The sequence below is a fragment of the Saccharothrix sp. DSM 118769 genome, from assembly GCF_052936295.1.
In genome coordinates this window covers 674,512-698,676 of the sequence record NZ_CP193627.1, presented here as the reverse complement: position 1 = coordinate 698,676, position 24,165 = coordinate 674,512, and the positions used below count along the sequence as shown (strand labels likewise).

At 73.0% G+C, this 24,165-nt stretch carries 19 protein-coding genes and 1 tRNA gene; 12 read left to right on the top strand and 8 right to left on the bottom strand.

Annotated features, from left to right (window positions below):
• Positions 1 to 99 precede the first annotated feature (99 nt).
• A complete protein-coding gene (locus tag ACRAKJ_RS03405; RefSeq protein WP_438924835.1) occupies positions 100 to 660 on the top strand; it encodes a hypothetical protein in 561 nt (186 codons plus the stop codon).
• A 41-nt stretch (positions 661 to 701) separates the two neighbouring features.
• On the opposite strand, the gene ACRAKJ_RS03400 is transcribed toward ACRAKJ_RS03405, so the two are convergent.
• The 3 genes from ACRAKJ_RS03400 to mfd are packed head-to-tail and all read right to left on the bottom strand — an operon-like array spanning position 702 to position 6,134.
• Positions 702 to 1,619, bottom strand: coding sequence for a MazG family protein (locus ACRAKJ_RS03400; RefSeq protein WP_447008869.1), 918 nt, complete (start codon positions 1,617 to 1,619; stop codon positions 702 to 704).
• Positions 1,616 to 2,554, bottom strand: a complete 939-nt coding sequence (locus ACRAKJ_RS03395) for a hypothetical protein (protein ID WP_438921193.1) — start codon at positions 2,552 to 2,554, stop codon at positions 1,616 to 1,618. The genes ACRAKJ_RS03400 and ACRAKJ_RS03395 overlap by 4 nt, the downstream gene beginning before the upstream one ends.
• A 25-nt stretch (positions 2,555 to 2,579) precedes the next feature.
• Positions 2,580 to 6,134: a transcription-repair coupling factor gene (gene mfd, locus ACRAKJ_RS03390; RefSeq protein WP_438921192.1), complete on the bottom strand. Its 3,555-nt coding sequence runs from the start codon at positions 6,132 to 6,134 to the stop codon at positions 2,580 to 2,582.
• A 145-nt stretch (positions 6,135 to 6,279) separates the two neighbouring features.
• On the opposite strand from mfd, the gene ACRAKJ_RS03385 reads away from it, so the two are divergent.
• Both ACRAKJ_RS03385 and ACRAKJ_RS03380 read left to right on the top strand, forming a co-directional pair.
• The gene (locus tag ACRAKJ_RS03385) at positions 6,280 to 6,804 is read left to right on the top strand and encodes a DUF4291 domain-containing protein (RefSeq protein ID WP_438921191.1); all 525 of its coding nucleotides are present in this window, start codon (positions 6,280 to 6,282) and stop codon (positions 6,802 to 6,804) included.
• 70 nt (positions 6,805 to 6,874) lie between these two features.
• Positions 6,875 to 8,008 carry a PQQ-dependent sugar dehydrogenase gene (locus ACRAKJ_RS03380; RefSeq protein WP_438921190.1) on the top strand — a complete coding sequence of 378 codons (1,134 nt, stop codon included), beginning with the start codon at positions 6,875 to 6,877 and terminating at the stop codon, positions 8,006 to 8,008.
• Between the two features lie 195 nt (positions 8,009 to 8,203).
• On the opposite strand, the gene ACRAKJ_RS03375 is transcribed toward ACRAKJ_RS03380, so the two are convergent.
• Positions 8,204 to 8,797: a TetR/AcrR family transcriptional regulator gene (locus tag ACRAKJ_RS03375; RefSeq protein ID WP_033441238.1), complete on the bottom strand. Its 594-nt coding sequence runs from the start codon at positions 8,795 to 8,797 to the stop codon at positions 8,204 to 8,206.
• Between the two features lie 117 nt (positions 8,798 to 8,914).
• Positions 8,915 to 9,871: a fatty acid desaturase gene (locus ACRAKJ_RS03370; protein ID WP_438921189.1), complete on the bottom strand. Its 957-nt coding sequence runs from the start codon at positions 9,869 to 9,871 to the stop codon at positions 8,915 to 8,917.
• A 152-nt stretch (positions 9,872 to 10,023) separates the two neighbouring features.
• Between ACRAKJ_RS03370 and ACRAKJ_RS03365 the strand changes: the two genes are divergently transcribed.
• The 8 genes from ACRAKJ_RS03365 to pth all read left to right on the top strand — a co-directional run bounded on the left by ACRAKJ_RS03365 (position 10,024) and on the right by pth (position 17,913).
• Positions 10,024 to 11,172: an alpha/beta fold hydrolase gene (locus tag ACRAKJ_RS03365; RefSeq protein ID WP_438921188.1), complete on the top strand. Its 1,149-nt coding sequence runs from the start codon at positions 10,024 to 10,026 to the stop codon at positions 11,170 to 11,172.
• A gap of 258 nt (positions 11,173 to 11,430) precedes the next feature.
• Positions 11,431 to 11,501 (top strand) — tRNA-Gln (locus tag ACRAKJ_RS03360).
• A 102-nt stretch (positions 11,502 to 11,603) separates the two neighbouring features.
• Complete coding sequence (locus tag ACRAKJ_RS03355) at positions 11,604 to 13,241, top strand: GGDEF domain-containing protein (protein WP_447008868.1); 1,638 nt, start codon at positions 11,604 to 11,606, stop codon at positions 13,239 to 13,241.
• Between the two features lie 68 nt (positions 13,242 to 13,309).
• Entirely contained in the window at positions 13,310 to 14,791 is a 1,482-nt protein-coding gene (gene glmU, locus ACRAKJ_RS03350) for a bifunctional UDP-N-acetylglucosamine diphosphorylase/glucosamine-1-phosphate N-acetyltransferase GlmU (RefSeq protein ID WP_438921187.1), read from the top strand.
• A 13-nt stretch (positions 14,792 to 14,804) separates the two neighbouring features.
• A complete protein-coding gene (locus ACRAKJ_RS03345; protein ID WP_438921186.1) occupies positions 14,805 to 15,776 on the top strand; it encodes a ribose-phosphate diphosphokinase in 972 nt (323 codons plus the stop codon).
• Positions 15,777 to 16,174: 398 nt separating this feature from the next.
• Positions 16,175 to 16,780, top strand: coding sequence for a 50S ribosomal protein L25/general stress protein Ctc (locus ACRAKJ_RS03340; protein ID WP_438921185.1), 606 nt, complete (start codon positions 16,175 to 16,177; stop codon positions 16,778 to 16,780).
• A 58-nt stretch (positions 16,781 to 16,838) separates the two neighbouring features.
• Entirely contained in the window at positions 16,839 to 17,354 is a 516-nt protein-coding gene (locus ACRAKJ_RS03335; protein ID WP_438921184.1) for a DivIVA domain-containing protein, read from the top strand.
• Positions 17,344 to 17,913 carry an aminoacyl-tRNA hydrolase gene (gene pth, locus ACRAKJ_RS03330; protein WP_438921183.1) on the top strand — a complete coding sequence of 190 codons (570 nt, stop codon included), beginning with the start codon at positions 17,344 to 17,346 and terminating at the stop codon, positions 17,911 to 17,913. Before ACRAKJ_RS03335 ends, pth begins: the two co-directional genes overlap by 11 nt.
• Before the next feature lie 297 nt (positions 17,914 to 18,210).
• Here pth and ACRAKJ_RS03325 read toward each other — a convergent pair whose 3' ends face one another.
• Positions 18,211 to 19,050, bottom strand: coding sequence for a DUF3626 domain-containing protein (locus tag ACRAKJ_RS03325; protein WP_438921182.1), 840 nt, complete (start codon positions 19,048 to 19,050; stop codon positions 18,211 to 18,213).
• 56 nt (positions 19,051 to 19,106) lie between these two features.
• Positions 19,107 to 20,756 (bottom strand): fatty acyl-AMP ligase, encoded by a 1,650-nt coding sequence (locus ACRAKJ_RS03320; RefSeq protein WP_438921181.1) that lies wholly within the window; start codon positions 20,754 to 20,756, stop codon positions 19,107 to 19,109.
• A 105-nt stretch (positions 20,757 to 20,861) separates the two neighbouring features.
• Between ACRAKJ_RS03320 and ACRAKJ_RS03315 the strand changes: the two genes are divergently transcribed.
• On the top strand, positions 20,862 to 22,244 hold the full coding sequence (locus tag ACRAKJ_RS03315; protein WP_438921180.1) for a DivIVA domain-containing protein: 1,383 nt from the start codon (positions 20,862 to 20,864) through the stop codon (positions 22,242 to 22,244).
• An 82-nt stretch (positions 22,245 to 22,326) separates the two neighbouring features.
• On the opposite strand, the gene ACRAKJ_RS03310 is transcribed toward ACRAKJ_RS03315, so the two are convergent.
• Complete coding sequence (locus tag ACRAKJ_RS03310) at positions 22,327 to 24,099, bottom strand: ATP-binding cassette domain-containing protein (RefSeq protein WP_438921179.1); 1,773 nt, start codon at positions 24,097 to 24,099, stop codon at positions 22,327 to 22,329.
• Positions 24,100 to 24,165 lie beyond the last annotated feature (66 nt).

Here is a 24,165-nt window from a genome sequence, read left to right as displayed (position 1 = left end):
ACGAAGCCCGCCGATCGGCCTCCGCCGGGGACCGCCCGCCGAACCGGGGCTTTCCCGAACAGCACCACCGCGCCCCGCCGGCCTGACAGGATCGTCCCCGTGTTGAACAATCCCCCGTTCACCTACGAGGACGTGGCAGCCGCCCTGCTGGAGATCGGCATGATCTCCGCGGACAAGGCGCGGGCCGTCCTGGACCAGTTCGCCGACTACGCGCGGGACCCGCTGGACCGGTACGGCGTCGCGGCGGCCCTCCAGTCGTTCGACCTGGCGGTCACCGTCCACGCCGACGACGTCGACTTCCTGGAGGAGTCCTACGAGCACCTGCTGGTGCAGGCGGCCGGGCTGACCGGCGGCGCGGTCACCGTCACCGACGTCCGGCTGCACCAGGGCGAGCCCGACGACGACGGGCGCGACGACGTGCTGGAGTTCAAGCGCGACGGCGAAGTCGTGACCGTCCACGCCGAGCACTTCTCGGACGAGTACCTCGACCACCTGGCGGCCGGCGAGGCGATCGGCCACCTCTCCCCCGACGACCCGCGCCGGTTCCACGAGGTCGGCTTCGAACGCGACCCGAACCGCGTCTACGAGACCGTCATCGCCCTCGCCACGCCCGAGCAGGCCCGGGCCCTGCACGAGCGCTTCGGCCTCGTCCTCAGGTAGCCGGCCGAGCGGGTCGGGCGGGTCGGGCGGGTCGGGCCGGCTCACCCGGGCCAGTGGGCGCGCCAGTCCTCGGCCGTCAGGGTCCCCGTCACGCCCGCCGCGCGCGCCGACCCCTCGGCCGCCCGCACCGACGCCGCGAACCGCCGCGCCACCGCGCGCAGCTCCGTCTCCGGGTCCTCGCCGGCCAGCTTGGCCAGGGCCGCCACCGCGAACAGCGTCGTCCCGGTGTCGTCGCCCTCGGGCAGCAGGTCCACCGGGAACCCGGCCCGCGCCACCCGCTGCGCCAGCTTCCCGGCCAGCGCCACCGCGGGCTGACCGGTCGCCACGCCGTCCAGGCTGGACGTCCGCTGCTTCTCGACCTGCTTCAGCTCCTCCCACCGGTGCTGCTGGGAGGACGCGTCGGTCACCGCCGGGTCACCGCCGGAGAACACGTGCGGGTGACGTCCGACGAGCTTGGCCACCAGGTCGCCGGCCACCTCGTCGATGCCGAACGGCTCGGCCGGGTCCTCGGCCGCGATCCGGGCGTGGAAGAGGACCTGGAGCAGCACGTCGCCCAGCTCCTCGCGCAGCGCCGCCCGGTCACCGTCCTCGATGGCCTCCAGCAGCTCGTAGGTCTCCTCCACGAGGTACTGGCGCAACGACTTGTGGTCCTGCTCGGCGTCCCACGGGCACCCGCCGGGCGAGCGCAGCCGGTCCATCACCGCGACCGCGTCCCGCAGCGGCGACGACGGCGGGGGGCCGATCACCCGCGACCCCGTGGTCGTCATCCACAGCGCGGCCGGTTCGGACGGGTCTGTGGTCAGCAGCACGGCACCGGGCTTCAGGACCTCGGGCACCGGCACCGCGCCCCACAGCTCGGCGTCCACGCCGACCCCCGCGTACACCGCCGCCGCGCTCCGCAGGGCGGGCAGCGCGGCGGCGGGCAGGACCGGGTCCGGACCGAGGTGGACGACCGTCACGGGGCGGTCCGGCGGGCGGTGGCCTGGTAGCCCGTCAGCTCCCCCTCGCTCGGGGCGAGCGAGATCGCGGTCGTGTCCCACACGCCGTAGCGCGGGTTGACCTGGATCGACGGGTCGCCGGCCAGCGACTGCACGAGGCGCAGGCCGATCTGCTCCAGCAGCTGCGGCGTGAGCTGCTCGGTCGACGACTCCTCGGACGACGGCCGCACGTCGGTGCGCCGCTCCTTGACGTGCGCGACGATCCACTGGGCGCTGCCCGGGTCCGGCGGGAACGCCACGACCGTGCCGGGCTCGACGCCGAACAGCGGCGACTGGGCCGACTGCGGCGACTCGGCCGAGCGCACGACCTGGCCCTCGCGGCCGAGGGACTGGCCCTGCTCGCTGCGCGGCGCGGCGGCGATGAACTCCGCCATCTTCGACGGGTCGGCCGCGACCTGCTCGGCCTTCTCGATCGCGTCGGCGTTGTCCTTGGTGAAGAAGTAGTCGAACGTGACTTCCATCCGGTCGACGTACTTGCGCGCCAGCTCCACCAGCAGCAGCTGGTCCTTGGCGCGCTCCCGGAACGTGGTCGCGTCGTACACGGTGTTCTGCGAGGCCACGTCGGCGCCGCCCGCCTGCTCGACGGACTCGGCGACGTCCTCCTCGGACACCGTGATGCCCTCGCGCTGCGCGGCCAGCCCGATCAGCTCGTGCTGCACGCCGAGCGTCACCAGCTGGCGGGCGACCTGGTCGAGCTTGCGCTGGTCGTGCAGCTTCCGAGCCTCGGGCTCCTTGTCGAGCACGATCTCCAGCCGCTGCTGCACCGTCTCCAGCGGCAGCACGGTGTCGCCGACGATCGCGGCCGAGCCGACCTTGGCGGGGCCGGTCCCGCAGCCCGCGACCAGCAGTGCGACGGCCGCGACGATCAGGGTGGAACGCCTCTGCACAGTCCTCACGAACGGTACCTTCTCACGAGCCGCGTCAGCCGCGGGTGACGGGGCTCACGGACAGGGTCTCCAGGAAGTGGGCGCACCAGTCGAGCAGCTCCTGGTCGCGCAACTGGGGTGCGCCCATCCGGCCGCCGGCCGCGCCCTCGGTCGGGCGAGGCACGCTCACCGAGTTGGTCGCGGGCTTGTGGACCGCCTTGGGGAACAGCCGCTTCAGCCGCACCAACTGGCTGTCCTTCAGGTCCAGCGGCGCGAACCGGATCGCCTGCCCCATCACCACGACCTCGGTCACGCCGTGCGCGCGGCACCTCTGCCGGAACCGGGCCACCGCCAGCAGCCGCTCCACGGGCAGCGGCGGCGTGCCGTAGCGGTCCTTCAGCTCGTCCAGCACGGACTGGAGCGCCTCCTCGTCGCCGGCCGCCGCGATCTTGCGGTACGCCTCCAGGCGCAGCCGCTCGCCCGGCACGTAGTCGTGCGGGATGTGCGCGTCGACCGGCAGGTCGACCCGGACCTCGGCCAGCTCCTCGTCCCCGTCGACCTCCGCGCCCGCGTGCCGGCGGAACGCGTCCACGGCCTCGCCGACCAGCCGCAGGTACAGGTCGAAGCCGACGCCCGCGATGTGGCCGGACTGCTCCGCGCCCAGGATGTTGCCCGCGCCGCGGATCTCCAGGTCCTTCATGGCCACCGCCATGCCCGCGCCCAGCTCGGTGTTCTGCGCGATGGTCGCCAGCCGGTCGTGCGCCAGCTCGGTCAGCGGCGACTCCGGCGGGTACAGGAAGTAGGCGTAGCCCCGGTCCCGGCCGCGGCCGACGCGCCCGCGCAGCTGGTGCAGCTGGGACAGGCCGAGCAGGTCGCCGCGCTCCACGACGAGGGTGTTGGCGTTGGAGATGTCCAGGCCGGTCTCCACGATCGTCGTGCAGACGAGCACGTCGTACTCGTTCTCCCAGAAGCCCTGGATGATCTTCTCCAGCTTGTCCTCGTTCATCTGGCCGTGCGCGGTGACCACGCGGGCCTCGGGGACCAGCTCGCGGATGCGCCGCGCCGACTTCTCGATGGTGGACACGCGGTTGTGCACGTAGAACACCTGGCCGTCGCGCAGCAGCTCGCGGCGGATGGCGGCGGCGACCTGCTTGTCGTCGTACGCGCCGACGTAGGTGAGGATCGGGTGCCGCTCCTCGGGCGGGGTGAGGATGGTGGACATCTCGCGGATGCCCGCCAGCGACATCTCCAGGGTGCGCGGGATCGGCGTCGCGGACATCGTGAGCACGTCGACGTTCGTGCGCAGCGCCTTGATGTGCTCCTTGTGCTCGACGCCGAACCGCTGCTCCTCGTCCACGATGACCAGGCCGAGGTCCTTGTAGCGCAGGCCCTTCTGGAGCAGGCGGTGCGTGCCGATGACGATGTCCACCTCGCCGTCGGCGAGGCCCGCGATCGTCTGCTCGGCCTCCTGCGGGTCGGTGAACCGGGACAGGCCCTTGACGTTCACCGGGAACGCGCGCATCCGCCCGACGAACGTGTTCAGGTGCTGCTGGGCGAGCAGCGTCGTCGGCACCAGCACCACGACCTGCTTGCCGTCCTGCACCGCCTTGAACGCCGCGCGCACCGCGATCTCGGTCTTGCCGTAGCCGACGTCGCCGCAGATCACGCGGTCCATCGGGACGGTGCGCTCCATGTCGGCCTTGACCTCGTCGATCGCGGCCATCTGGTCGACGGTCTCGGTGAACGGGAACGCGTCCTCCAGCTCCCGCTGCCACGGGCTGTCGGGCGCGAACGCGTGGCCGGGCGCGGACTGGCGGGCGGCGTAGAGCTGCACCAGCTCGGCGGCGATCTGCTTGACCGCCTTCTTCGCCTTCGCCTTGGTGTTCTTCCAGTCGCTGCCGCCGAGCTTGTTGAGCGTGGGCAGCTCGCCGCCGACGTAGCGGGACACCTCGTCGAGCTGGTCGGTCGGCACGAACAGCCGGTCGCCGGGCTGGCCGCGCTTGGACGAGCCGTACTCCAGCACCAGGTACTCGCGGGTCGCGCCCGCCACCGTGCGCTGCACCATCTCCACGTACTTGCCGATGCCGTGCTGCTCGTGCACGACGAAGTCGCCGGGCCGCAGCGCGAGCGGGTCGACGGCGTTGCGCCGCTTGCTCGGCATCCGGCGCATGTCCTTGGTGGACGTGCCGTGCCGGCCGCCGGTCAGGTCGGTCTCGGTGAGCACGACCAGCGCCAGGCCGGGCAGCGCGAACCCGTCCTCCAAGGCGCCGCGCACGACCGTGACGAGACCAGGCTCGGGCTTGTCGGTCAACGCGTCCGCGCAGGTCGCGCCCACGCCGGCGTCGCGCAGCTGCTCGGTGGCGCGCTGCGCCGTGCCCGCGCCCGGCACGACGAGCACGGCCGTGCCGCCGGACGCGGTGTGCGCGCGCAGGTCGGCGAACGCGCGCTCGACGTCGCCGCCGTACGCCTCGACGTGCTTGAGCTCCAGCCGCAGGACGTCCGCGCCCTCGGTGGTGAGCTGGCTGAGCGTCCACCACGGCCGGCCCGCGGCGCGCGCGGCGTCGGCCACGTCGCCGAGGTTGCGGTAGGCGCTCGCGCCCAGGTCGATCGGGGCCTTCCCGCCGCCCGCGGCGGCCATCCAGGACGCCTCCAGGAACTCCTGGCCGGTGCGCACGAGGTCGTGGGCGCGGGCGCGGATCTTCTCCGGGTCGTTGAGCACGACGTGCGTGCCGGCCGGGACGACGTCGGTGAGGAGCTGGAGCCGCCCCTCGCACAGCGCCGGGATCAGCGCCTCCATGCCCTCGGACGGGATGCCGTTGGCGAGCTTCTCCAGCATCTCGTGCAGCTGGGCGTCGGCCTCGTGCTCGGCGGCCAGCGCCGCGGCGCGCCCGCGCACGTCGTCGGTGAGCAGCAGCTCCCGGCACGGCGTCGCGGTGAACGCGGTCACCTGGTCGGGCAGCGACCGCTGGTCGGCGACCGAGAACGGGCGGATCTCGGTGACCTCGTCGCCCCAGAACTCGACGCGCAGCGGGTGCTCCGCGGTCGGCGGGAACACGTCCAGGATGCCGCCGCGCACGGCGAACTCGCCGCGCTTCTCCACCATGTCGACGCGCGTGTACGCCAGGCCGGTGAGGTCGACCGGCAGCTGCTCGAAGTCGTGCTCGGAGCCGACCGCCAGGTCGACCGGCTTCAGGTCGCCCAGGCCGGGGGCCATCGGCTGGATCAGGCTGCGGACCGTGGTGACGACCACCTTGAGCGGGTCGTCGCCGGGGTGGGCGAGGCGGCGCAGCACCTGTAGGCGGGCGCCCACGGTGTCCGCGCGCGGCGACAGGCGCTCGTGCGGCAGCGTCTCCCAGGACGGGAAGATCGCCACCGAGCCGTGCCCGATGAGGTCGCACAGCACGTTCTTGAGGTCGTCCGCCTCGCGCCCGGTGGCCGTCACCGCCAGCACGGGCGCGCTGCTCGCCAGGGCCGCGGCCACCAGCGGCCGGGCGGCGGGCGGGCCCTCCAGCTCCAGGTCGGGGACGCCGACGGAGTCCACGAGGGCGCGCAGCGCCTTGTCGGGCAGGACTGCGGTGAGCAGGCCGGAGAGCGGGCCGGACTGGGGCATTGCGATGGCTCCCGGGGAGAGACGAGGACAGACCCCTGCCCGGGACCTCGGAACGGCCTCGGGAGGGGTTCTCACCGTCAAGCCTACGTGCAGCGGACGGGGGCCGCGCGCGGATTCCGGTTGACCGGTGGATCACCCTTCAGGGGTGGAGCACAGGCAGATCAGGGCCGACTACGACGATCGGCACGTCACGGTGTACCAGGCGTACTCACCCGCCGTCGCGCGCCCGGCGCTGGCCGCCGGCCGGTTCGTGCCGCCGTTCAGACCCGGCCGGATGACGTGGGTCAAGCCCTCGTTCCTGTGGATGATGTACCGCTCCGGGTGGGCCACGAAGCCGGACCAGGAGCGCGTCCTCGCCATCAGGATCACCCGATCGGGATTCGACTGGGCCCTGGGGCGCGCCGTCCCCAGCGACGCCGGCATCGGCTCGAAGCCGGACGTCCGCGTCCAGTGGGACCCGGAGCGCGGCCTGCACCTGGAGGCCCTCCCGCACCGCTCGCTCCAGCTCGGCCTGGCGGGCGAGGCGTCGCGCCGCTACGTCGAGGAGTGGACCGCGTCGATCACCGACGTGACGCCGCTCGCGCACGAGGTGCACGCCCTGGTCGGCGCCGGCGACCTGGACGCCGCCCGCGCCCTGCTGCCCGTCGAGCGCCCGTACGACCCGGCCTGACCCGGTCTGCCCCCATCTGACCCGGGGGGGTTGATCCCGACCACACACCCCGCTTGGGATGCTGAGCGGTATGCGTCGGATCGCCGGGTTTGCCGCCGTTGCCCTGCTGGCCGGGAGTTCGGTGGCGGGGTGCTCGTCCGCCGAGCCGGGCGGCAACGCGCCCACGACCACGGAGCCCGACGGGCTGAAGGTCGAGGTCGTGGTCGGCGGGCTGAGCCACCCGTGGGACGTGGGGTTCCTGCCCGACGGGCGGATGCTCGTGCCGCAGCGGCCCGGGAGGATCGCGCTGGTCGAGGACGGGAAGGCCACCGACGTGGAGGCCGACCTCGGTGACGTGGCCGTGCGCGGCGAGGGCGGGCTGATGAGCCTGGTCGTGCACCCGGACTTCGAGTCGTCGAACCTGTTCACGACCTGCTCCAACACCGCCGAGGACGTGCGGCTCGTCACGTGGCGGCTGGAGGGGACCCGGGCGACCCGGGTGAAGGACCCGCTGCTGGCCGGGCTGCCGAACAACCCCAGCGGGCGGCACTCGGGGTGCCGGATGGCGCTCGACGGCGACGGCCACCTGCTCGTCGGCACCGGTGACACGGCGGTGGGCACCGTGCCGCAGGACCGGGCGAGCCTCGGCGGCAAGGTGCTGCGCGTCGACCTGGCGACCGGCGAGGGCGTCGGGGGCAACCCGTTCGGCGACCGGGTCTACACCTACGGGCACCGCAACGTGCAGGGCCTCGCCGTGCGGCGGGACGGGCTGGTGTTCAGCGCCGAGCACGGGCCGGACGTGGACGACGAGGTCAACCTGCTCCGGCCCGGCGGCAACTACGGCTGGGACCCGTCGCAGGGCGGTTCGGTCGGCGGCTACGACGAGGGCGTGCCGATGACGGACCTGGAGCGGTTCCCGGACGCCGTCGAGGCCGTGTGGTCCTCCGGCGACCCGACCGAGGCGATCTGCGACGCCGCGTTCCTGTCCGGCGAGCAGTGGGGCGGCATGGAGGGCGTGCTCGCGGTGACCGCGCTCAAGGGCGCCAAGGTGCTGCTGTTCACCATCACCCCGGAGGGCGGCGTGCACTCGGTCTCGATCCCGGTCGAGCTGGACAGCACCCACGGCCGCCTGCGCGGCGCCGAGCTGGGCCCCGACAACGCCCTCTACGTGACGACGTCGAACGGCGAGGACGACAAGGTCCTCAAAATCACCCGCAACACCTGACCCCGCGAGAGTCCAACCTCCAGGCCCCGAGAGTCCAACGCTCAGGACCCGAGAGTCCAACGCTCAGGACCCGTGAGTTCTACATTCAGGCATACCGACCGGTCGGCACGAATGCAGAACTCAGAGGTCCTGGGCGTTGGACTCTCGCGACCCGGAGGTTGGACTCTCGGGGCCTGAGCGTTGGACTCTCGCGGGTCAGCGGGTGCGGAGGCGGGGTTTGTGGTCCATGTGGGACAGGCCCTTCCAGGCCAGGTTGACCAGGTGCGCGGCCACCTCGTCCTTCTTCGGCTTGCGCACCTCCAGCCACCACTGGCCGGTCAACGCGACCATGCCGACCAGGGCCTGCGAGTACAGCGCCGCCAGCTTCCGGTCGTAGCCCTGCCGCGAGAAGTGCAGCCCCAGGATCGACTCCACCTGGGACGCTATGTCGTTCAACAACGACGAGAACGTGCCGGTCGACGACGCCACGGGCGAGTCGCGCACCAGGATGCGGAACCCGTCGGTCGAGCCCTCGATGTAGTCGAGCAACGCGCACGCGGCCTGTTCGAGCAGCTCACGCGGGTGCCCGCCGGACAGCGCGTTGACGATGTGGTCCATCAGGTACTGCATCTCGCGGTCCACCACGACCGCGTAGATGCCTTCCTTGCCGCCGAAGTGCTCGTAGACCACCGGCTTCGACACGCCCGCCCGGTGCGCGATCTCCTCGACCGAGGTGACCTCGAAGCCCTTCTCGGCGAACAGCGCCCTGGCCACGTCGAGCAGCTGCTCGCGCCGCTCCTTGCCCGTCATCCGCACGCGCGGCACCGGTGTCTCGTCGTCGCGCCGTCTCCCCGCCATCCCAGCCACCCTAAACACCCGCCCCCCTCGCGAGCTGCGAGGGGGGCGGGTGGGCAGGTCACCATCAGGTCACTTCTTGGCGCTGATCCTGGCGAGGCGCTGCTCGTTCGGCCAGCGCACGTTGGTCGCCCAGCCGAACTTCTCGAACAGCCAGATCATCCGCGCGGAGGTGTCGATCTGGCCGCGCTTCACGCCGTGCCGCGCGCACGTCGGGTCGGCGTGGTGCAGGTTGTGCCACGACTCGCCGAAGCTGAGGATCGCGAGCGCCCACACGTTGGCGGAGCGGTCGCGGGCGGCGAACGGGCGGTCGCCGACCATGTGGCAGATCGAGTTGACCGACCAGGTCACGTGGTGCAGGAACGCCACCCGCACGAGGCCCGCCCAGAAGAACGCGCTGAGCGCGCCGGACCACGACATGGTGATCAGGCCGCCGAGCAGGGCCGGGGCGAGCAGGCTGATGGCCGTCCACAGCGGGAACAGCTTGTCGACCCGGACGAGGTCCTTGTCGGCGAGCAGGTCGGGGGCGAAGCGCTGCGCGTTGGTCTGGTCGCGCTCGAACAGCCAGCCCATGTGGGCGTGCCAGAAGCCCTTGGCCAGGGCGACGGGGCCGGAGCCGAACAGCCACGGCGAGTGCGGGTCGCCCTCGCGGTCGGAGAACGCGTGGTGGCGCCGGTGGTCGGCGACCCACACGATGACCGGGCCCTGCAGCGCCATGCTGCCGGCGATGGCGAGGCCGATCTTGAGCGCCCGGTTCGCCTTGAACGAGCCGTGCGTGAAGTACCGGTGGTAGCCGACGGTCACGCCCATGCCGGCCAGGTAGTAGAAGGCGACGAACAGCGCGACGTCGACCCAGCCGAGACCCCATCCCCAGGCGAGCGGAACGGCCGCGAGCAGAGCCAGGAACGGCACGATGACGAACACGTACACGCCGAGCTGCTCGACGTGGCCGCGCCGCCCCTCGATGATCGGCTTCGGTCCCTTGTCGGGACCTTGCGGCGTGGACCTGCTCTCCAGGGTGCTGGTCATACGTAATACCTCGTTGCTAGGGGACTACCTACGGAACCGTAACTTACGACACCGTAGGTTAGCCCGCTCGGCGCCGCCAGGGTCACGGCGCAAATCACGGCGTGTTCTCAGGAAGCCGGGCGTGTCGATCACCGCCGGTGCATCATTCGGAGGTGTCGTCCCCGAACGTTCGCGGCAGGCGTCGCCCGCGCACCGCGCTCATCGCCCTCATCACGGTGTTCGTGCTGCTCACCGCCGGTCTGACCGGCTTCGGCTGGTACTACAGCGGGCAGCTGCTGGAGCCGGAGAACTCCCGTCCCGGCTACCGCGACACCGTCACCTCGTCGGCGGTGGGGACCGTCACGCTGGCGGAGTCCCGGGTGAGCGCCCTGCCCGGCCGGTGGGGCCTGGTGTGGCCGGGTGGCGGGGCCGAGGTCGGCCCGGTGACGCGGCGGTCGCAGGGCTCGGTGGTGCGCGAGCTGCTGACCGGCCAGGCGCCCCCGGACGGCACGCGCGTGCGGCTGGAGACGTCGGTGTGGACGACGGACCCGCGCACCGCGCTCGACCTGGAGCACGAGGACGTGCGCGTGCCCACCGAGCTGGGTGACGCGCCGGCCTGGCTCGTGCCCGCGACGTCGTCCACGTGGGTGATCGCGGTGCACGGCCGGGGCGGCACCCGGGCGGAGGCGTTGCGGGTCGTGCCGGCTCTGCACGACCTGGGGCTACCCGTTCTGGCCGTGACCTACCGCAACGACGAGGGAGCCCCCCGTTCGCCCGACGGGCTGTACCACCTGGGCGACACGGAGTGGCGCGACGTGGAGGCGGCCGTGCGGTTCGCCCGGGACCGGGGCGCGCGCGACGTCGTGCTCTACGGGTGGTCGATGGGCGGGGCGATCGTCGGCCAGTTCCTGACCCGGTCGGCGGACGCGCCGCTGGTCGCGGCGGTCGTGCTGGACGCGCCCGTGGTGAGCTGGACGGACACCCTGGAGCTCCAGTCGCGCAACCGGGGCGTGCCCGAGCAGCTCGTGCCGGTCGCGGAGCTGGTCTCGGACTGGCGCGCCGACCTGGACTTCGACCGCTTCGACCTGGCCGACCACCCGCCCGCGCACCGGCCGCCGACGCTGCTGTTCCACGGCGGCGCGGACGGCACCGTGCCCGTGGGGTCGTCGCGCGAGCTGGCCACCGCGGCGCCCCGGCTGGACTGGCCGGTGCGCTACGTCGAGGTGCCCGCCGCCGAGCACACCGCGTCGTGGAACGTCGACCCGGACGCGTACGAGGAGGCGTTGGTCGGGTTCCTGGACTCGGTGGGGACCGCGCGGTGACGGCCCGACGACGCCCCGGCGACGGGCCCGCCGTACCGGATTAACTACCGACGGTAGTTTTTTACATGATTGTCTTCGGGACCCGGCGACACGTCGGGCGCCTCGCGCACCTCGGCCGTGACCCCGTGCTGACCAGCCACAACACGGTGGGTCATGATCGGGTTACCGACGGGTTGCCGCCACTTGAGTGGTGGTGCTGACCTTCGGGGGGCAGTCGTGACAACATGTGTTCGCGCGGTCGGGGCGAACCCCGACCGTTCCGCCATGGTGTAAAGGCAGCACCTCGGATTTTGGTTCCGATGGTCCAGGTTCGAATCCTGGTGGCGGAGCGAGCTGGTCGGGCCCGTCCGGGGCCCGGTCGCCCTGCGTCCGCATGGGGGTGTGAGTCGCTGCGCGAGGAAGCGGTCGACGAGCAGGGCAACGTGGCGCCGGTGCCCCCCGAGATGTCGGACGCGTGGCTGGTCGGCCGCGCGAGCGAACTCGTGGCCATCGCGCAGAGCAGCCACCTGTCCGCGCAGCTCGACGCGGCGGACGAGGTCGACCTGATCCTCGCCGAGGCCCAGGGCCGCGGTGAGCCGCGGATCGTCGGCCAGCTGCTGCGCGCCGCCGCCGTGGTGCGGATCGTCACCCCCGGCCTGGTCGACCTCTCCGACTCCGTGCTCGACGAGATGCTCGTCCACTGCCGGCGGCACGGCCTGCTGGTGCTGGAGGCCGAGGCGCACGCGCTGCGGGGCCGCCGCTACCTGCTCGGCGGGTTCGAGGACAAGGCGCTGACCGAGGTCGCGAGCGGCCTGGCGATGCTGGAGGAGGACCTCGCCCCGGACCCGATGCTCGACAAGCGCACGTGGGACCGCCTGCTGGCGTCCGCGCTCCAGTCGACCGGGCTCGTGCTCACCCAGCTGGGCGTCTACGAGATGGCGGACGAGGTGCTGGCCCGCGCGCACAACGCGATCCGGGAGAGCGCCAACCCGCACCTGATCTACGTGCACCTGGTGAACCGGGCCCGGATGCTCATCGGCTGGGGCCTGCGGCTGGAGCGGGTGGACAACTTCGAGGAGGCCGCCGAGCGGTTCGCCACCGCCTCCGCCATCGCCACCGCCGTCGAGGGCGCGTTCCGCGAGTCCCTGCACCCCGGCCGGCGCGACCGCACCGCCGCCGAGCAGGTGCCGGTGATAGGGGCCGCGCACGCGCTGGCCAAGCCGGGCGCGGAGCACATCTCGCGGCTGTGGTCGCTGCGCGAGCTGTCCATGTACGCCCGGGAGCTGATCATCGTGTCGATCGCGCTGGCCCGGTGCCTGGAGATGGAGGAGCTGCCGCAGCAGGCGCTCCAGGTGCTGCACGACGCCCGCGAGCGGCTGGAGCGCGACACGTCCGAGCCGACCCTGATGCTGTGCCTGACGCGCGAGTTCGCCCGCCTGTCCGGCCCGAAGCACGAGCGCACGATCAGCGCGCTGGAGACGTACGCCACGGCGCTGGAGACCGAGCTGTGGCTGATGCAGGAGGCCCGCACCGCGACCCTGCTCACCCGCCGCGACCACGAACGGCTGACCCGCGCGCACGGCGCCATCGCGCAGCAGGCGTTGCAGGACCCGCTGACGGGCCTGCCGAACCGCCGCGCGCTCGACGACCGACTGGGCGCGCTGATCAACGCCCAGGTCCACCCCATGTCCATCGCGCTGGTGGACCTGGACGGGTTCAAGGTGGTCAACGACAAGCACTCGCACGCCGAGGGCGACGACGTCCTGCGCGTGATTGCCAGCACACTGCGGCAGGCCCTGCGCGGTGACGACCTGGTGGCCCGGTACGGCGGCGACGAGTTCGTGGTGCTGCTGCCGGGCGCGCCGCTGCACGCGGCCGAGGCGGCGCTCGCGCGGGCCGTGGATGCCGTCGCCGCCTTGCCTTCCGACCTCTCGCGCGGGGTCACGCTGTCCGTCGGGGTGATCTCCGTGCGGCCCCGCGAGACCTCCCACGCGGCCCTCTCGCGAGCCGACTCGGCGATGTACGTGGCGAAGCGCAGAGGTGGCTGCCAGGTTGCCGCGGTGGAGGTCGAGCCCGGTCCGGAGGCTTAGTATCAGCACCTGGCGGGAAGCCAGGCCCCTCCCGCTGCAAGGCACGCACCGAGCTAGGGAGAGCGCTGATGCTCGAGGGTGTCCCCACCCCAGTCAGCACGATCGTCCTCGCAGCGGGTGAAGGCACCCGCATGCGCTCCGCCACCCCCAAGGTCCTGCACCGCATCGCCGGCCGTTCCCTCGTGGAGCACGCGGTGCGCGCGGCCGCGGGGACCGATCCGGACCACCTGGCCGTCGTGGTCGGCCACGGCCGCGCGGCGGTCGCCGAACACCTCGACGGCCTGTCGACCGCGCTGGACCGCAAGGTCACCGTGGCGGTGCAGGACGAGCAGAAGGGCACCGGGCACGCGGTGGGCTGCGGCCTCGCCGAACTGCCCGCGGACCTGGGCGGCACGGTCGTGGTGACCTACGGCGACGTGCCCCTGCTGGACGCCGACACCCTGCGCGCGCTGCTGGTCGAGCACGGCGCCCGGGGCAACGCGGTGACCGTGCTGACGTCGGTGGTGGACGACCCCACCGGGTACGGGCGGATCGTGCGCTCGGCCTCGGGCGAGGTCGAGGGGATCGTTGAACAAAAGGACGCCTCCGCGGAGCAGCGCGCCATCACCGAGATCAACTCGGGTGTGTACGCGTTCGACGCGGCGGTGCTGCGCGACGGGCTCTCGCGGCTGTCCACGGACAACGCGCAGGGCGAGCTGTACCTGACCGACGTGCTCACCATCGCGCGGTCGGACGGCCGGCGCGTGGGCGCGCTGGTGACCTCCGACGCCTGGCTCGTGGAGGGCGTGAACGACCGCGTGCAGCTGGCCCGGCTGGGCGCGGAGTTGAATCGTCGGATCGTTGAACGAGCCATGCGCTCGGGCGTGACCGTGGTCGACCCGGCCACCACGTGGCTGGACGCGGACGTGCGGCTCGGGCGGGACGCGCTGATCGAGCCGGGCGTGCAGCTGCGCGCCGGGACGGTCGTCGGCGAGGGGGCGGTCGTGGGACCGGACACCACGCTGAGCGGCTGCACGGTCGGCGCGGGCGCGTCGGTGGTGCGCACGCACGGCAGCGGCGCGGAGATCGGCGAGGGCGCGTCCGTCGGCCCGTTCGCCTACCTGCGGCCGGGCACGCGCCTCGGCGAGAACGGCAAGATCGGCACGTTCGTCGAGGTCAAGAACTCCGACATCGGCACCGGTTCGAAGGTCCCCCACCTGAGCTACCTCGGCGACACCACGGTCGGGGAGCACTCGAACATCGGCGCGGCGAGCGTCACGGTCAACTACGACGGCGTGAACAAGCACCGGACCACGATCGGGTCCTACTGCCGCACCGGTTCGGACAACATGTTCGTGGCGCCGGTAACCGTCGGTGACGGCGCCTACACCGGTGCCGGGACCGTGGTGCGGCGCGACGTCCCGCCGGGGGCGCTGGCCGTGTCCGGCGGGCCGCAGCGCAACCTGGACGGCTGGGTCCTGTCCCGCCGCGCCGGCACGGCGTCCGCACAGGCGGCGGAGCGGGCGCGCGCGTCCGAGAATGGGAATGGCACAACCGATGAAGGGCGCTGACGTGAACCCCACGATGGCCGGGACACCCAAGAAGAACCTGATGCTCTTCGGCGGTCGCGCCTACCCGGAGCTGACCGAGCAGGTCGCCAAGCACCTGAACGTGTCCGTCACGCCGCAGTCCGCCTACGACTTCGCCAACGGCGAGATCTTCGTGCGGTTCGAGGAGAGCGTGCGCGGCTGCGACGCGTTCGTCGTGCAGTCGCACTGCGCGCCCATCAACCAGTGGCTGATGGAGCAGCTGATCATGGTCGACGCGCTCAAGCGGGCCTCGGCCAAGCGCATCACCGTGATCATGCCGTTCTACCCGTACGCCCGGCAGGACAAGAAGCACCGGGGCCGCGAGCCGATCTCCGCGCGCCTGGTCGCCGACCTGTTCAAGACCGCCGGGGCCGACCGCCTCGTCGCGGTCGACCTGCACACCGCCCAGATCCAGGGCTTCTTCGACGGCCCGGTGGACCACCTGTGGGCCATGCCGCTGCTCGCGGAGCACATCCGCGACAAGTACGCGGGCCACGACATCACCGTCGTGTCCCCGGACGCGGGCCGCACCAAGCTGGCCGAGAAGTGGGCCGACACGCTGGGCGGCACGCCCATCGCGTTCATCCACAAGACGCGCGACCCGCTGCGCCCGAACGAGGTCGTCGCCAACCGGGTGGTCGGCCAGGTCCAGGGCCGCCTGTGCGTGGTCATCGACGACATGATCGACACCGGCGGCACCATCACCAAGGCCGTGGAGCAGCTCCTGGCCGAGGGCGCGTCGGACGTCGTCATCGCCGCCACCCACCCGGTCCTGTCCGGCCCGGCCGTGGAGCGCCTGCGCGACTGCGGCGCCCGCGAGGTCGTGTTCACCGACACCCTCCCGATCCCGGCCGAGAAGCGCTTCGAGGCGATGACCGTGCTGCCGATCGCCCCCCTGCTGGCCCGCGTCATCCAGGAGGTCTTCGAGGACGGCTCGGTGACCTCCCTGTTCGACGGCAACGCCTGACCCCGGGAGTCCAACGCCCAGCCCCGAGAGTCCAACGCTCAGGACTCGAGAGTCCAACGCCCGGGACCCCTGAGTTCTGCGTTCAGGCGCGGAACTCAGGGGTCCCGGGCGTAGAACTCACCCGACCTGGGCGTTGGACTCTCGGGACCTGGGCGTTGGACTCTCGGGTTTCGGGCGGGGTGGGGCGGGGAACGAACCCCCGATTAGGCCCCTTCCCGTCAGTCGGCCTACACTGGTCGGGTTGCCTCGGCGAGGGCGAGCATCACGCTCGGCGTGATCGACGCGGCGGTTGTGATGCCGCGCGTGTTCACCTTCCGCGCCGCCCGGCCGCCGCAGGCTCACCACCCCGCTTACGCCCCGCCCGACGTACCAGGCCAGACCGTTAGGAGAGCCCCACCGTGTCCGAGGTCCGTCTCGCCGCAGAGCAGCGCACCGAGTTCGGCAAGGGCGCCGCCCGCCGCACCCGCCGCGCCGGCAAGATCCCCGCGGTGCTCTACGGCCACGGTTCCGACCCGAAGCACCTGGCCCTGCCGGCGCTCGAGTTCGCCCGTGTTGTCCGCGAGCACGGTCACAACGCTGTCATCGCCCTGGACATCGACTCGTCCAGCGAGCTTGCGCTGACCAAGACCGTCACCACCCACCCCATCAAGAACTACATCGAGCACGTCGACCTGCTGCTCGTGCAGCGGGGCGAGAAGGTCACCGTCGAGGTGCCCATCGTCCTCACCGGCGAGACCGCCTCGGGGACCCTGCTCACCCAGGACCTCACCACGGTCCAGATCGAGGCCGACGCCCTGAGCCTCCCGGAGCAGATCGAGTTCTCCATCGAGGGCCTGGCGGCCGGCACCCAGGTGCACGCCTCCGACCTGTCGCTGCCCTCGGGTTCCACCCTGATCACCGACGCCGAGGCGATGGTGCTCGCGGTGAACGAGGCCCCGAGCGCCGCCGCCATGGAGGGCGACACGGGCGAGGGCACCGAGCCCGAGGCCAACGAAGAAGGCTGAGCCCATCACGTCGGGCGACTCGAACGGCACGCCTCCCCCGCCTCACGGCTGGGGTGGCGTGCCGTTCCCGTACCTGAGCCCGGCACAGGTGAGGGCGCTGCGGTTCCCGCGCCGCAAGAACGGCAAGGGGTACGACCCGGCGCAGGTCGACGCGTTCGCGCGGCAGATCGCCGACGCCCTCGCCGGGCGGTTCGCGCTGCGGCCCGAGCAGGTGCGGTCGATCGCGTTCACCGAGATCGCGGGCGGCTACGAGCAGCGCGCCGTGGACGAGTTCCTGGCCGCCGCGGAGCACCAGCTGCGCTCCGGCCACGTGCCGCCGACGACCCTCCAGACCGGTGACGCGCTGCTGGCGGTGAAGCTGCCGAAGGCGTCCAGCGGCTACGATCGCGGCGAGGTCGACGCGTTCCTCGGGCGCGCCGCCGCCGCGCTGGACGGCCGGGGGCGGATGACCGCGGGCGAGGTCCGCCACACCAGGTTCAGCACCACGTCGGGTCTGCGGCGCGGCTACCAGGTGCGGGCGGTGGACACCCTGTTGGACGAGCTGGAGCAGGAGTTGCGGTTCCGTGGTCGATGACGTGGCCCTGGTCGTCGGGCTGGGCAACCCCGGCCCCAAGTACGAGGGCAACCGGCACAACGTCGGTTTCCTGGTCCTCGACGAGCTGGCTTCACGCGTTGGTGGGAAGTTCAAGGCGCACAAGGGTGGCGCCGAGGTGCTGGAGGGCCGCCTGGCCGGCCGCCGCGTCGTGCTGGCGAAGCCGCGCGGCTACATGAACCTCTCGGGTGGCCCGGTGGCGGGCACGGCGAACTTCTACAAGGTGCCGCCCGCGTCGATCGTCGTCGTGCACGACGAGCTGGACCTGCCGTTCGCCACCGTGCGGCTGAAGCTGGGCGGCGGCGAGAACGGCCACAACGGCCTGCGCTCGATCACGAAGTCGCTGGGCACCAAGGACTACCACCGGGTGCGCTTCGGCGTGGACCGCCCGCCGGGCCGGATGGACCCGGCCGACTACGTGCTGCGGGACTTCTCGCCGGCGGAGCGCAAGGAGCTGGCCTTCGAGCTGGACCGGGCGGCGGACGCCGTGGAGGCCCTGCTGGAACTGGGGCTGGAAGCGGCCCAGAACAAGTTTCACTGAGCACAAGTTCCACTGAGCACGGGTTCCGCTGAGCACGAGTGGAACGCGGCGCTGCCGGGCACCCTGGGCCGGACCGCGAGCCACGCCATGCCGACGACCCGGCCGTCCACGACGGCGACCGCGCACCGGTGGGTGGCCGCGTGCTCGCGGGCCCACGCCGTGAAGCGGGCCGCGAACCCCTCCGGGGGCGCGGACCCGGCTCTCGTGCTCCCACCGGGAGCGCAGCTCGGCCACGATCGGCAGGTCCTCGGGGCGGGCGGGGCGGATCTCGGTCGTCACCCGACCATCGTGCCCGGGTCAGCGGTCGCGGCGGCCGAAGCGGGCCAGCAGGTGCCACACCTTCTTGAGGTCCTGCGGGTCGTGGCGGCCCGCGGTGCCGCCGACGACCGCCGGCGTCAGCACGCCGTCCACGGCGATCTCCTCCCCCAGCGCCGTGGACCGCGGCCCGCGGAAGTCCGGGTGGCGGCGCAGTTCGTCCACGTGCAGGTGAAAACCGGGGTGCCACTCGACCGCGCAGGGCAGGCGCGACGCGGCCTCCTCGACGGGCGTGCCGCGGTAGCTCGGGTCGAGCACGAGGGCCTCCGCGTCGGCCGCGACGGACACCCCGCCGTGCACGTGCGCCTCGACGTAGTCGTCCAGCGGGTCCCGTGCGTCGGCCAGGGCCGCGACCACCAGCCCCACCCGGTCGGCGACGCCGAAGTGCTCCGGCTCCAGCACGCTGTCCGGGTAGCAGAACGTGGTGCGCGGCAGGACGTGCGGTTTCAGCCGCAGGTGTGACGAGCCGAAGCGCGGTGACGCGCCGTACGGGTCGCGCCGGAGGTCCAGCCCGCCGTACACCGGCCGGTCGCGGGGCGGGGCCGAGTTGTACGCGCCGCCGAACATGCGGCTCTCCCAGCGCCACCGGGCGCCGCCCTCGAACGCGGTCAGGCCGCCGTTGCCGGTCCCGGTGACGAACTGCGACAGGTACGCGTCGCCGTCCGCCAGCGCGGGAACCACTCGTTCGGGGTGGAAGTTCAGGGTGACGCGCAGCGCGCGGTCGAGCGGCGGACCGCCGGACCGCGCCGCCACGAAGGCCAGCGCGCGGGCCACCGCCCCGCCCGACACCACCCCGCCCGACACCACCCCGGCAGGCGCCACCCCGGCAGGCGGCGGCCCAGTACCCGCCGCCCCGCCCGACGCCGCCCCGGCGGGCATCAGGGCAGCGGCACCAGCGAGGCCGCCGAGGAGCGGCGCAGCTTGCCGGACGGCGTCTTGGGCAGGCTGCCGGGCTTCAGCACGACCACCGAGAACGGCCGCAGCCCGACCGCGTCCACCACCCGCGCGCTGATCTCCTTGGTCAGGGCCTTCACCGCCTCGTCCTCACCGGCCAGCGCCGACTCGACGACCACGGCGAACCGCTCGCGCCGGGTGCCCGCGTCCAGCCGCACGGCGATCGCGTTGCCCGCGCGCACCCCGTCCACGGACAGCGCGGCCCGCTCGATGTCGGTGGGGTAGATGTTGCGGCCGCCCATGATGATCACGTCCTTGCGCCGCCCGCACACGACGACCTGGCCGTCCACCAGGTACCCCTCGTCGCCGGTGTCGAGCCAGCCGTCGGCGTCCTGGGTGGCCAGCGGTCCGTCCACGGTCAGGTAGCCGGGCGTCACCGCCTCGCCGCGCACCCGCAGCTGCCCGACCTCGCGCTCGCCGCGCACCGCGCCCGACTCGTCGACGACCCGCACCTCCAGGCCCGGCAGCGGCGGGCCGTTCAGCGGGAACGCCCGCGCGTTCGGGGTGTCCGGGGGGACCGGCACGGCCCGCTTGCCGGCCTCCAGCTCCTCGGGGTCCACCCAGTCGACGGAGAGGCCGGAGAACAGCGGCGCGAACGCCACGCCCAGCGTCGTCTCCGCCATGCCGTACGCGCACAGCACGCACTCGGGGGGCATCCCGAACCGCTCGCCCGCGTCGGTGAACGCCTTCACCGCGGCCGGGTCGATCGGTTCGGCGCCGTTGAGCGCGAGGCGCAGCGTGGACAGGTCGAACGCGCCGTCGTCCACGCCCTTCATGCGGCGGGCGACGATGGCGTAGGCGAAGTTCGGCGCGGCGGTGATGGTGCCGCCGTGGCGGGAGATCAGGTCCGGCCACAGCGTGGGCCGGGCGAGGAAGTCGGCCGGGGTGACCTTGACCAGCTCGATGCCGAGCAGCATCGGCACGGTCAGGAAGCCGACCATCCCCATGTCGTGGAACAGCGGCAGCCACGACACCATGACGTCGCGGCCCGGGTCGAGGGCTGCGGCGACCCGCATCCCCTCGGCGTTCGACCACAGGTTCGCGTGGGTGATCCGGACGGCCTTCGGGTCGGCGGTGGAGCCGCTGGTGAGCTGGAGCAGGGCGGTCATGCCCTCGTCGACCTCGACGGGCGCGGCCAGGGGCTCGCCGTCCAGGTCGTCGAGCCGGCGGTGGGTCACGCCGTGCTGGTCGAGCACCGGGGCCAGGGCGTCGAACGGCGCGCCGAGCAGCACCAGCTCGGCGTCGATCATGCGGAGCACGCGCAGGGTGTCGTCGGCCCACTCGGCGAGGTCGGTGCGGGGCGTCGGCTGGTGCAGCATCGTCGTGCTGCCGCCCGCCAGCCACACCGCCTGCACGGCGGGGGCGATGGACGCAGGGTCGCCCGCGAGGACGGCGACGGACGCGCCGGGGCGGACACCGCCGGCCACCAGGGCGCCGGCCACCCGCGTCGCCCGCTCGTGCACCTCGGCCCACGTCCGGCGGACCGGCGCGCCCGGCTCCCCCGTGGTCATTCCCCGCGACCGTCCCCCGGCACCCGCAGCGGTTGCCACCATCGTGTCCACGAACCGGCTCATGGGGGCCAGAGTAGAGCGATCCGCCCAGCATTGAGCCGATAGGGCGAAACAACGACGCCACCATCCGGCGATACTCCCCGGTACACCGCACGAAGGAGGTAATGGGTGGCCGGGTTCGACGCGCGCCAGCACATGCCGGCACATCCGGCGCCGCTGTTGAACGCGCAGGATCTGCGGCAGGTCGCCTTCCACCGCCCGCCCCCCGGCCAACCGGGGTACGACGAGGCCCAGGTGGACGCCTTCCTCGACCGCGTCGAGCACACGCTGCTGGGCCGGGACGACGTGACCGAGGACGACGTGCGGAGAGCGAGGTTCAGACCCGCGCGGCCGGGTTACCACGCGGCCGAGGTCGACGCGTTCATGGACCTCGTCGCGGACACCCTCGGCTCGACCCCGCAGCGGCGGCAGGCCACCGCGCCCGCGCAGGGCGCGCACGCCACGTCGACGGGGATGCGCCCGGCGGCACCGCGGCTGACCCCTCAGGACGTGCGCGGCGTGCGGTTCCACAAGCCCAGACCGGGCAACCGCGGCTACCACGAGGGCCAGATCGACGCGTTCCTCGACCGGATCGAGAACACCCTGGCGGGCCGCGACACGCTGACCGCGCTGGAGGTGCAGGAGCAGGAGTTCCGCTACGCCCCGCCCGGCCAGGTCGGGTACGACGAGGACGACGTGGACACGTTCCTGGACCTGGTCGTCGTCACCCTGGAGCGCACCCCGCCCCAGCCGGGCCGCACGACCCCGCCGCGCGGCACCCCGCCCCGCACCCCCTCGGACCGCACCCCCTCGGGCCGCATCCCGCCGCCCGCCTCACGACCGGTCGTCCCCCCGACCACCCCGCCGACCACCCCGTCGCTCGCCGCGCCGCTCGTCCCGCCGCCGACGAGCCCGACCACGGCGACCACCCCGCCGCCCCCGCTGCCCGCCCGCCCCCGCCAGGGCCCCGGCACCCGCCCGCTCACCGCGCGCGACGTGCGCACCGCCGCGTTCGGCAAACCGCCCCGCGGCCGGCGCGGCTACCAGGAGTCGCAGGTGGACCGGTTCCTGGACCGCATCGAGAACACCCTCCTCGGCCAGGACGACCTGACCGCCCGCGAGGTCCGCGAGGTCCGCTTCAGCCGGCCCATGTTCGGCCGGCGCGGCTACGACGAGACCGAGGTCGACGCCTTCCTGACGCGGGTGGAGAAGCAGCTCGGCGACGGCCCGCTGCCGCCCGACGCGCTGCCCCCGATCACGTCGTGGAAGCAGCTGCGCAGGCTGAAGATCCCCCTGGCCGGTCCCGCCGCGCGCGGTTACCGCACGTCCCAAGTGGACCGGGTGCTGGAGGAGGTCGGCATCGCGCTGGACGGCATGGTCGGCGCGACCTCGGCCGAGATCGCGAAGACCAGGTTCACCCAGTCGATCATGGCGGGCCAGGGCTACGACACCGCGTTCGTCGACGAGCTGATGCCGCTGCTGGTCGCCGAACTCCGCCGCCGGGGCGTCTGACCCCGGACCCCGGACCCGCGACCAGGGACCCCGGGCCCGGGACGCGGGACGCGGGACCCGCCCGCCGCCGGGCGGGCCCCGGTCAGCCCTCGGCGCTCTCGGCGGCCTCCAGCCACTGCGCCTCGACGTCCCCCGCCTCCGCCAGCACGGCGCGCAGCTCGGCGTCCAGGGCCAGCAGCCGCTCCGGGTCGGTGGCGGCCTCGGCGAGCTTCGCGTGCAGCTCGGCCTCCTTCTTCTGGAGCACCTCCAGCCGCCGCTCCAGCCGGGCCAGCTCCTTGCGCGCCGCGCGCTGGTCGGCCGCGTTCGACGTCGACGCGGCCTTCGGCGCCGCGACCGGGGCCGCCGCCTCCTTCTGCCGGTCGCGCCGCTTCAGGTACTCCTCGATGCCGCCCGGCAGGTCGGTCAGCCCGCCGTCGCCGAACAGGGCCACCACGTGGTCGCACACGCGCTCCACGAGGTACCGGTCGTGGGAGATGACCACGAGCGTGCCCGGCCACGAGTCGAGCAGGTCCTCCAGCTGCTGGAGGGTGTCGATGTCCAGGTCGTTGGTGGGCTCGTCGAGCAGCAGCACGTTCGGCTCGGCCATCAGCAGCCGGCACAGCTGCAACCGCCGCCGCTCGCCGCCGGACAGGTCGCCGACCGGCGTCCACTGCTTCTGCGACGAGAACCCGAACCGCTCGGCGAGCTGCGACGCCGACATCTCCTGCTTGCCCAGCACCACCCGCCGGGCGACCTCCTCCACGGCCTCCAGCACCCGCATCGTCGGGTCGAGGTCGTGCAGCTCCTGGCTGAGGTGCGCGAGCTTCACCGTCTGGCCCTGCACGCGCTTGCCGGACTCCAGCTCGCGCTCACCGGCCAGGGCGCGCAGCAGCGTCGTCTTGCCCGACCCGTTCACGCCGACGATGCCGACCCGGTCGCCGGGCCCGATGCGCCACGTCAGGTCGCGCACCAGCACCCGGTCGGGCACGGTGAGCGTCGCGTCCTCCAGCTCCAGCACGGTGCGGCCCAGGCGGCGCTTGGCGAACGCCAGCAGCTCGACCGAGTCGCGCGGCGGCGGGACGTCGGAGATCAGGGCCTCGGCGGCCTCGATGCGGTAGCGCGGCTTGGACGTGCGGGCCGGCGCGCCGCGGCGCAGCCACGCCAGCTCCTTGCGGGCCAGGTTGCGGCGCTTCTCCTCCAGGGTGTCGGCGAGGCGACCGCGCTCGGCGCGGGCGAACGTCCAGTCCGCGTACCCGCCCTCGTACTGCTCGACGCGACCGCCGACGACCTCCCACGTCCGGGTGCACACGGTGTCCAGGAACCACCGGTCGTGGGTGACGACGACGAGCGCCGTGCGCCGGGTCAGCAGGTGGTCGGCCAGCCAGCGCACGCCCTCCACGTCGAGGTGGTTGGTGGGCTCGTCCAGCACCACGAGGTCGAGGTCCTGCACCAGCGCCGCCGCCAGGGCCACCCGCCGCCGCTCGCCGCCGGACATGGTGGCGACCGGCGAGTCCAGGCCGAAGCCGGTGATGCCGAGGCCGTCGAGGATGGACCGGACGCGGGCGTCGGCGGCCCACTCGTGGTCGTCGGCGCCGTACCCGAGCGGGTCGAGCACGGCGTTGCGCACCGTCGACCCCTCGCCCAGCTCGGTGCGCTGGGTGACCACGGCCATCCGCAGGCCGCGGTTCTGGCTGACCCGCCCCTCGTCCGGTTCGGCGAGCCCGGCCAGCACCTCCAGCAGCGTCGTCTTGCCGCCGCCGTTGAGGCCCACGACGCCGATGCGGTCGCCCTCACCGACACCCAGGGACACGCCGTCGAGCAGCGGGCGAACGCCGAACGACTTGGAGACGTTCTCCAAGTTGACCAAGTTGGCCATCTACCAGCACCTTCATCGGGAACGCGAGGACACAGCGACACTCCAGCCTAGCCGGCGCTCCCGGAA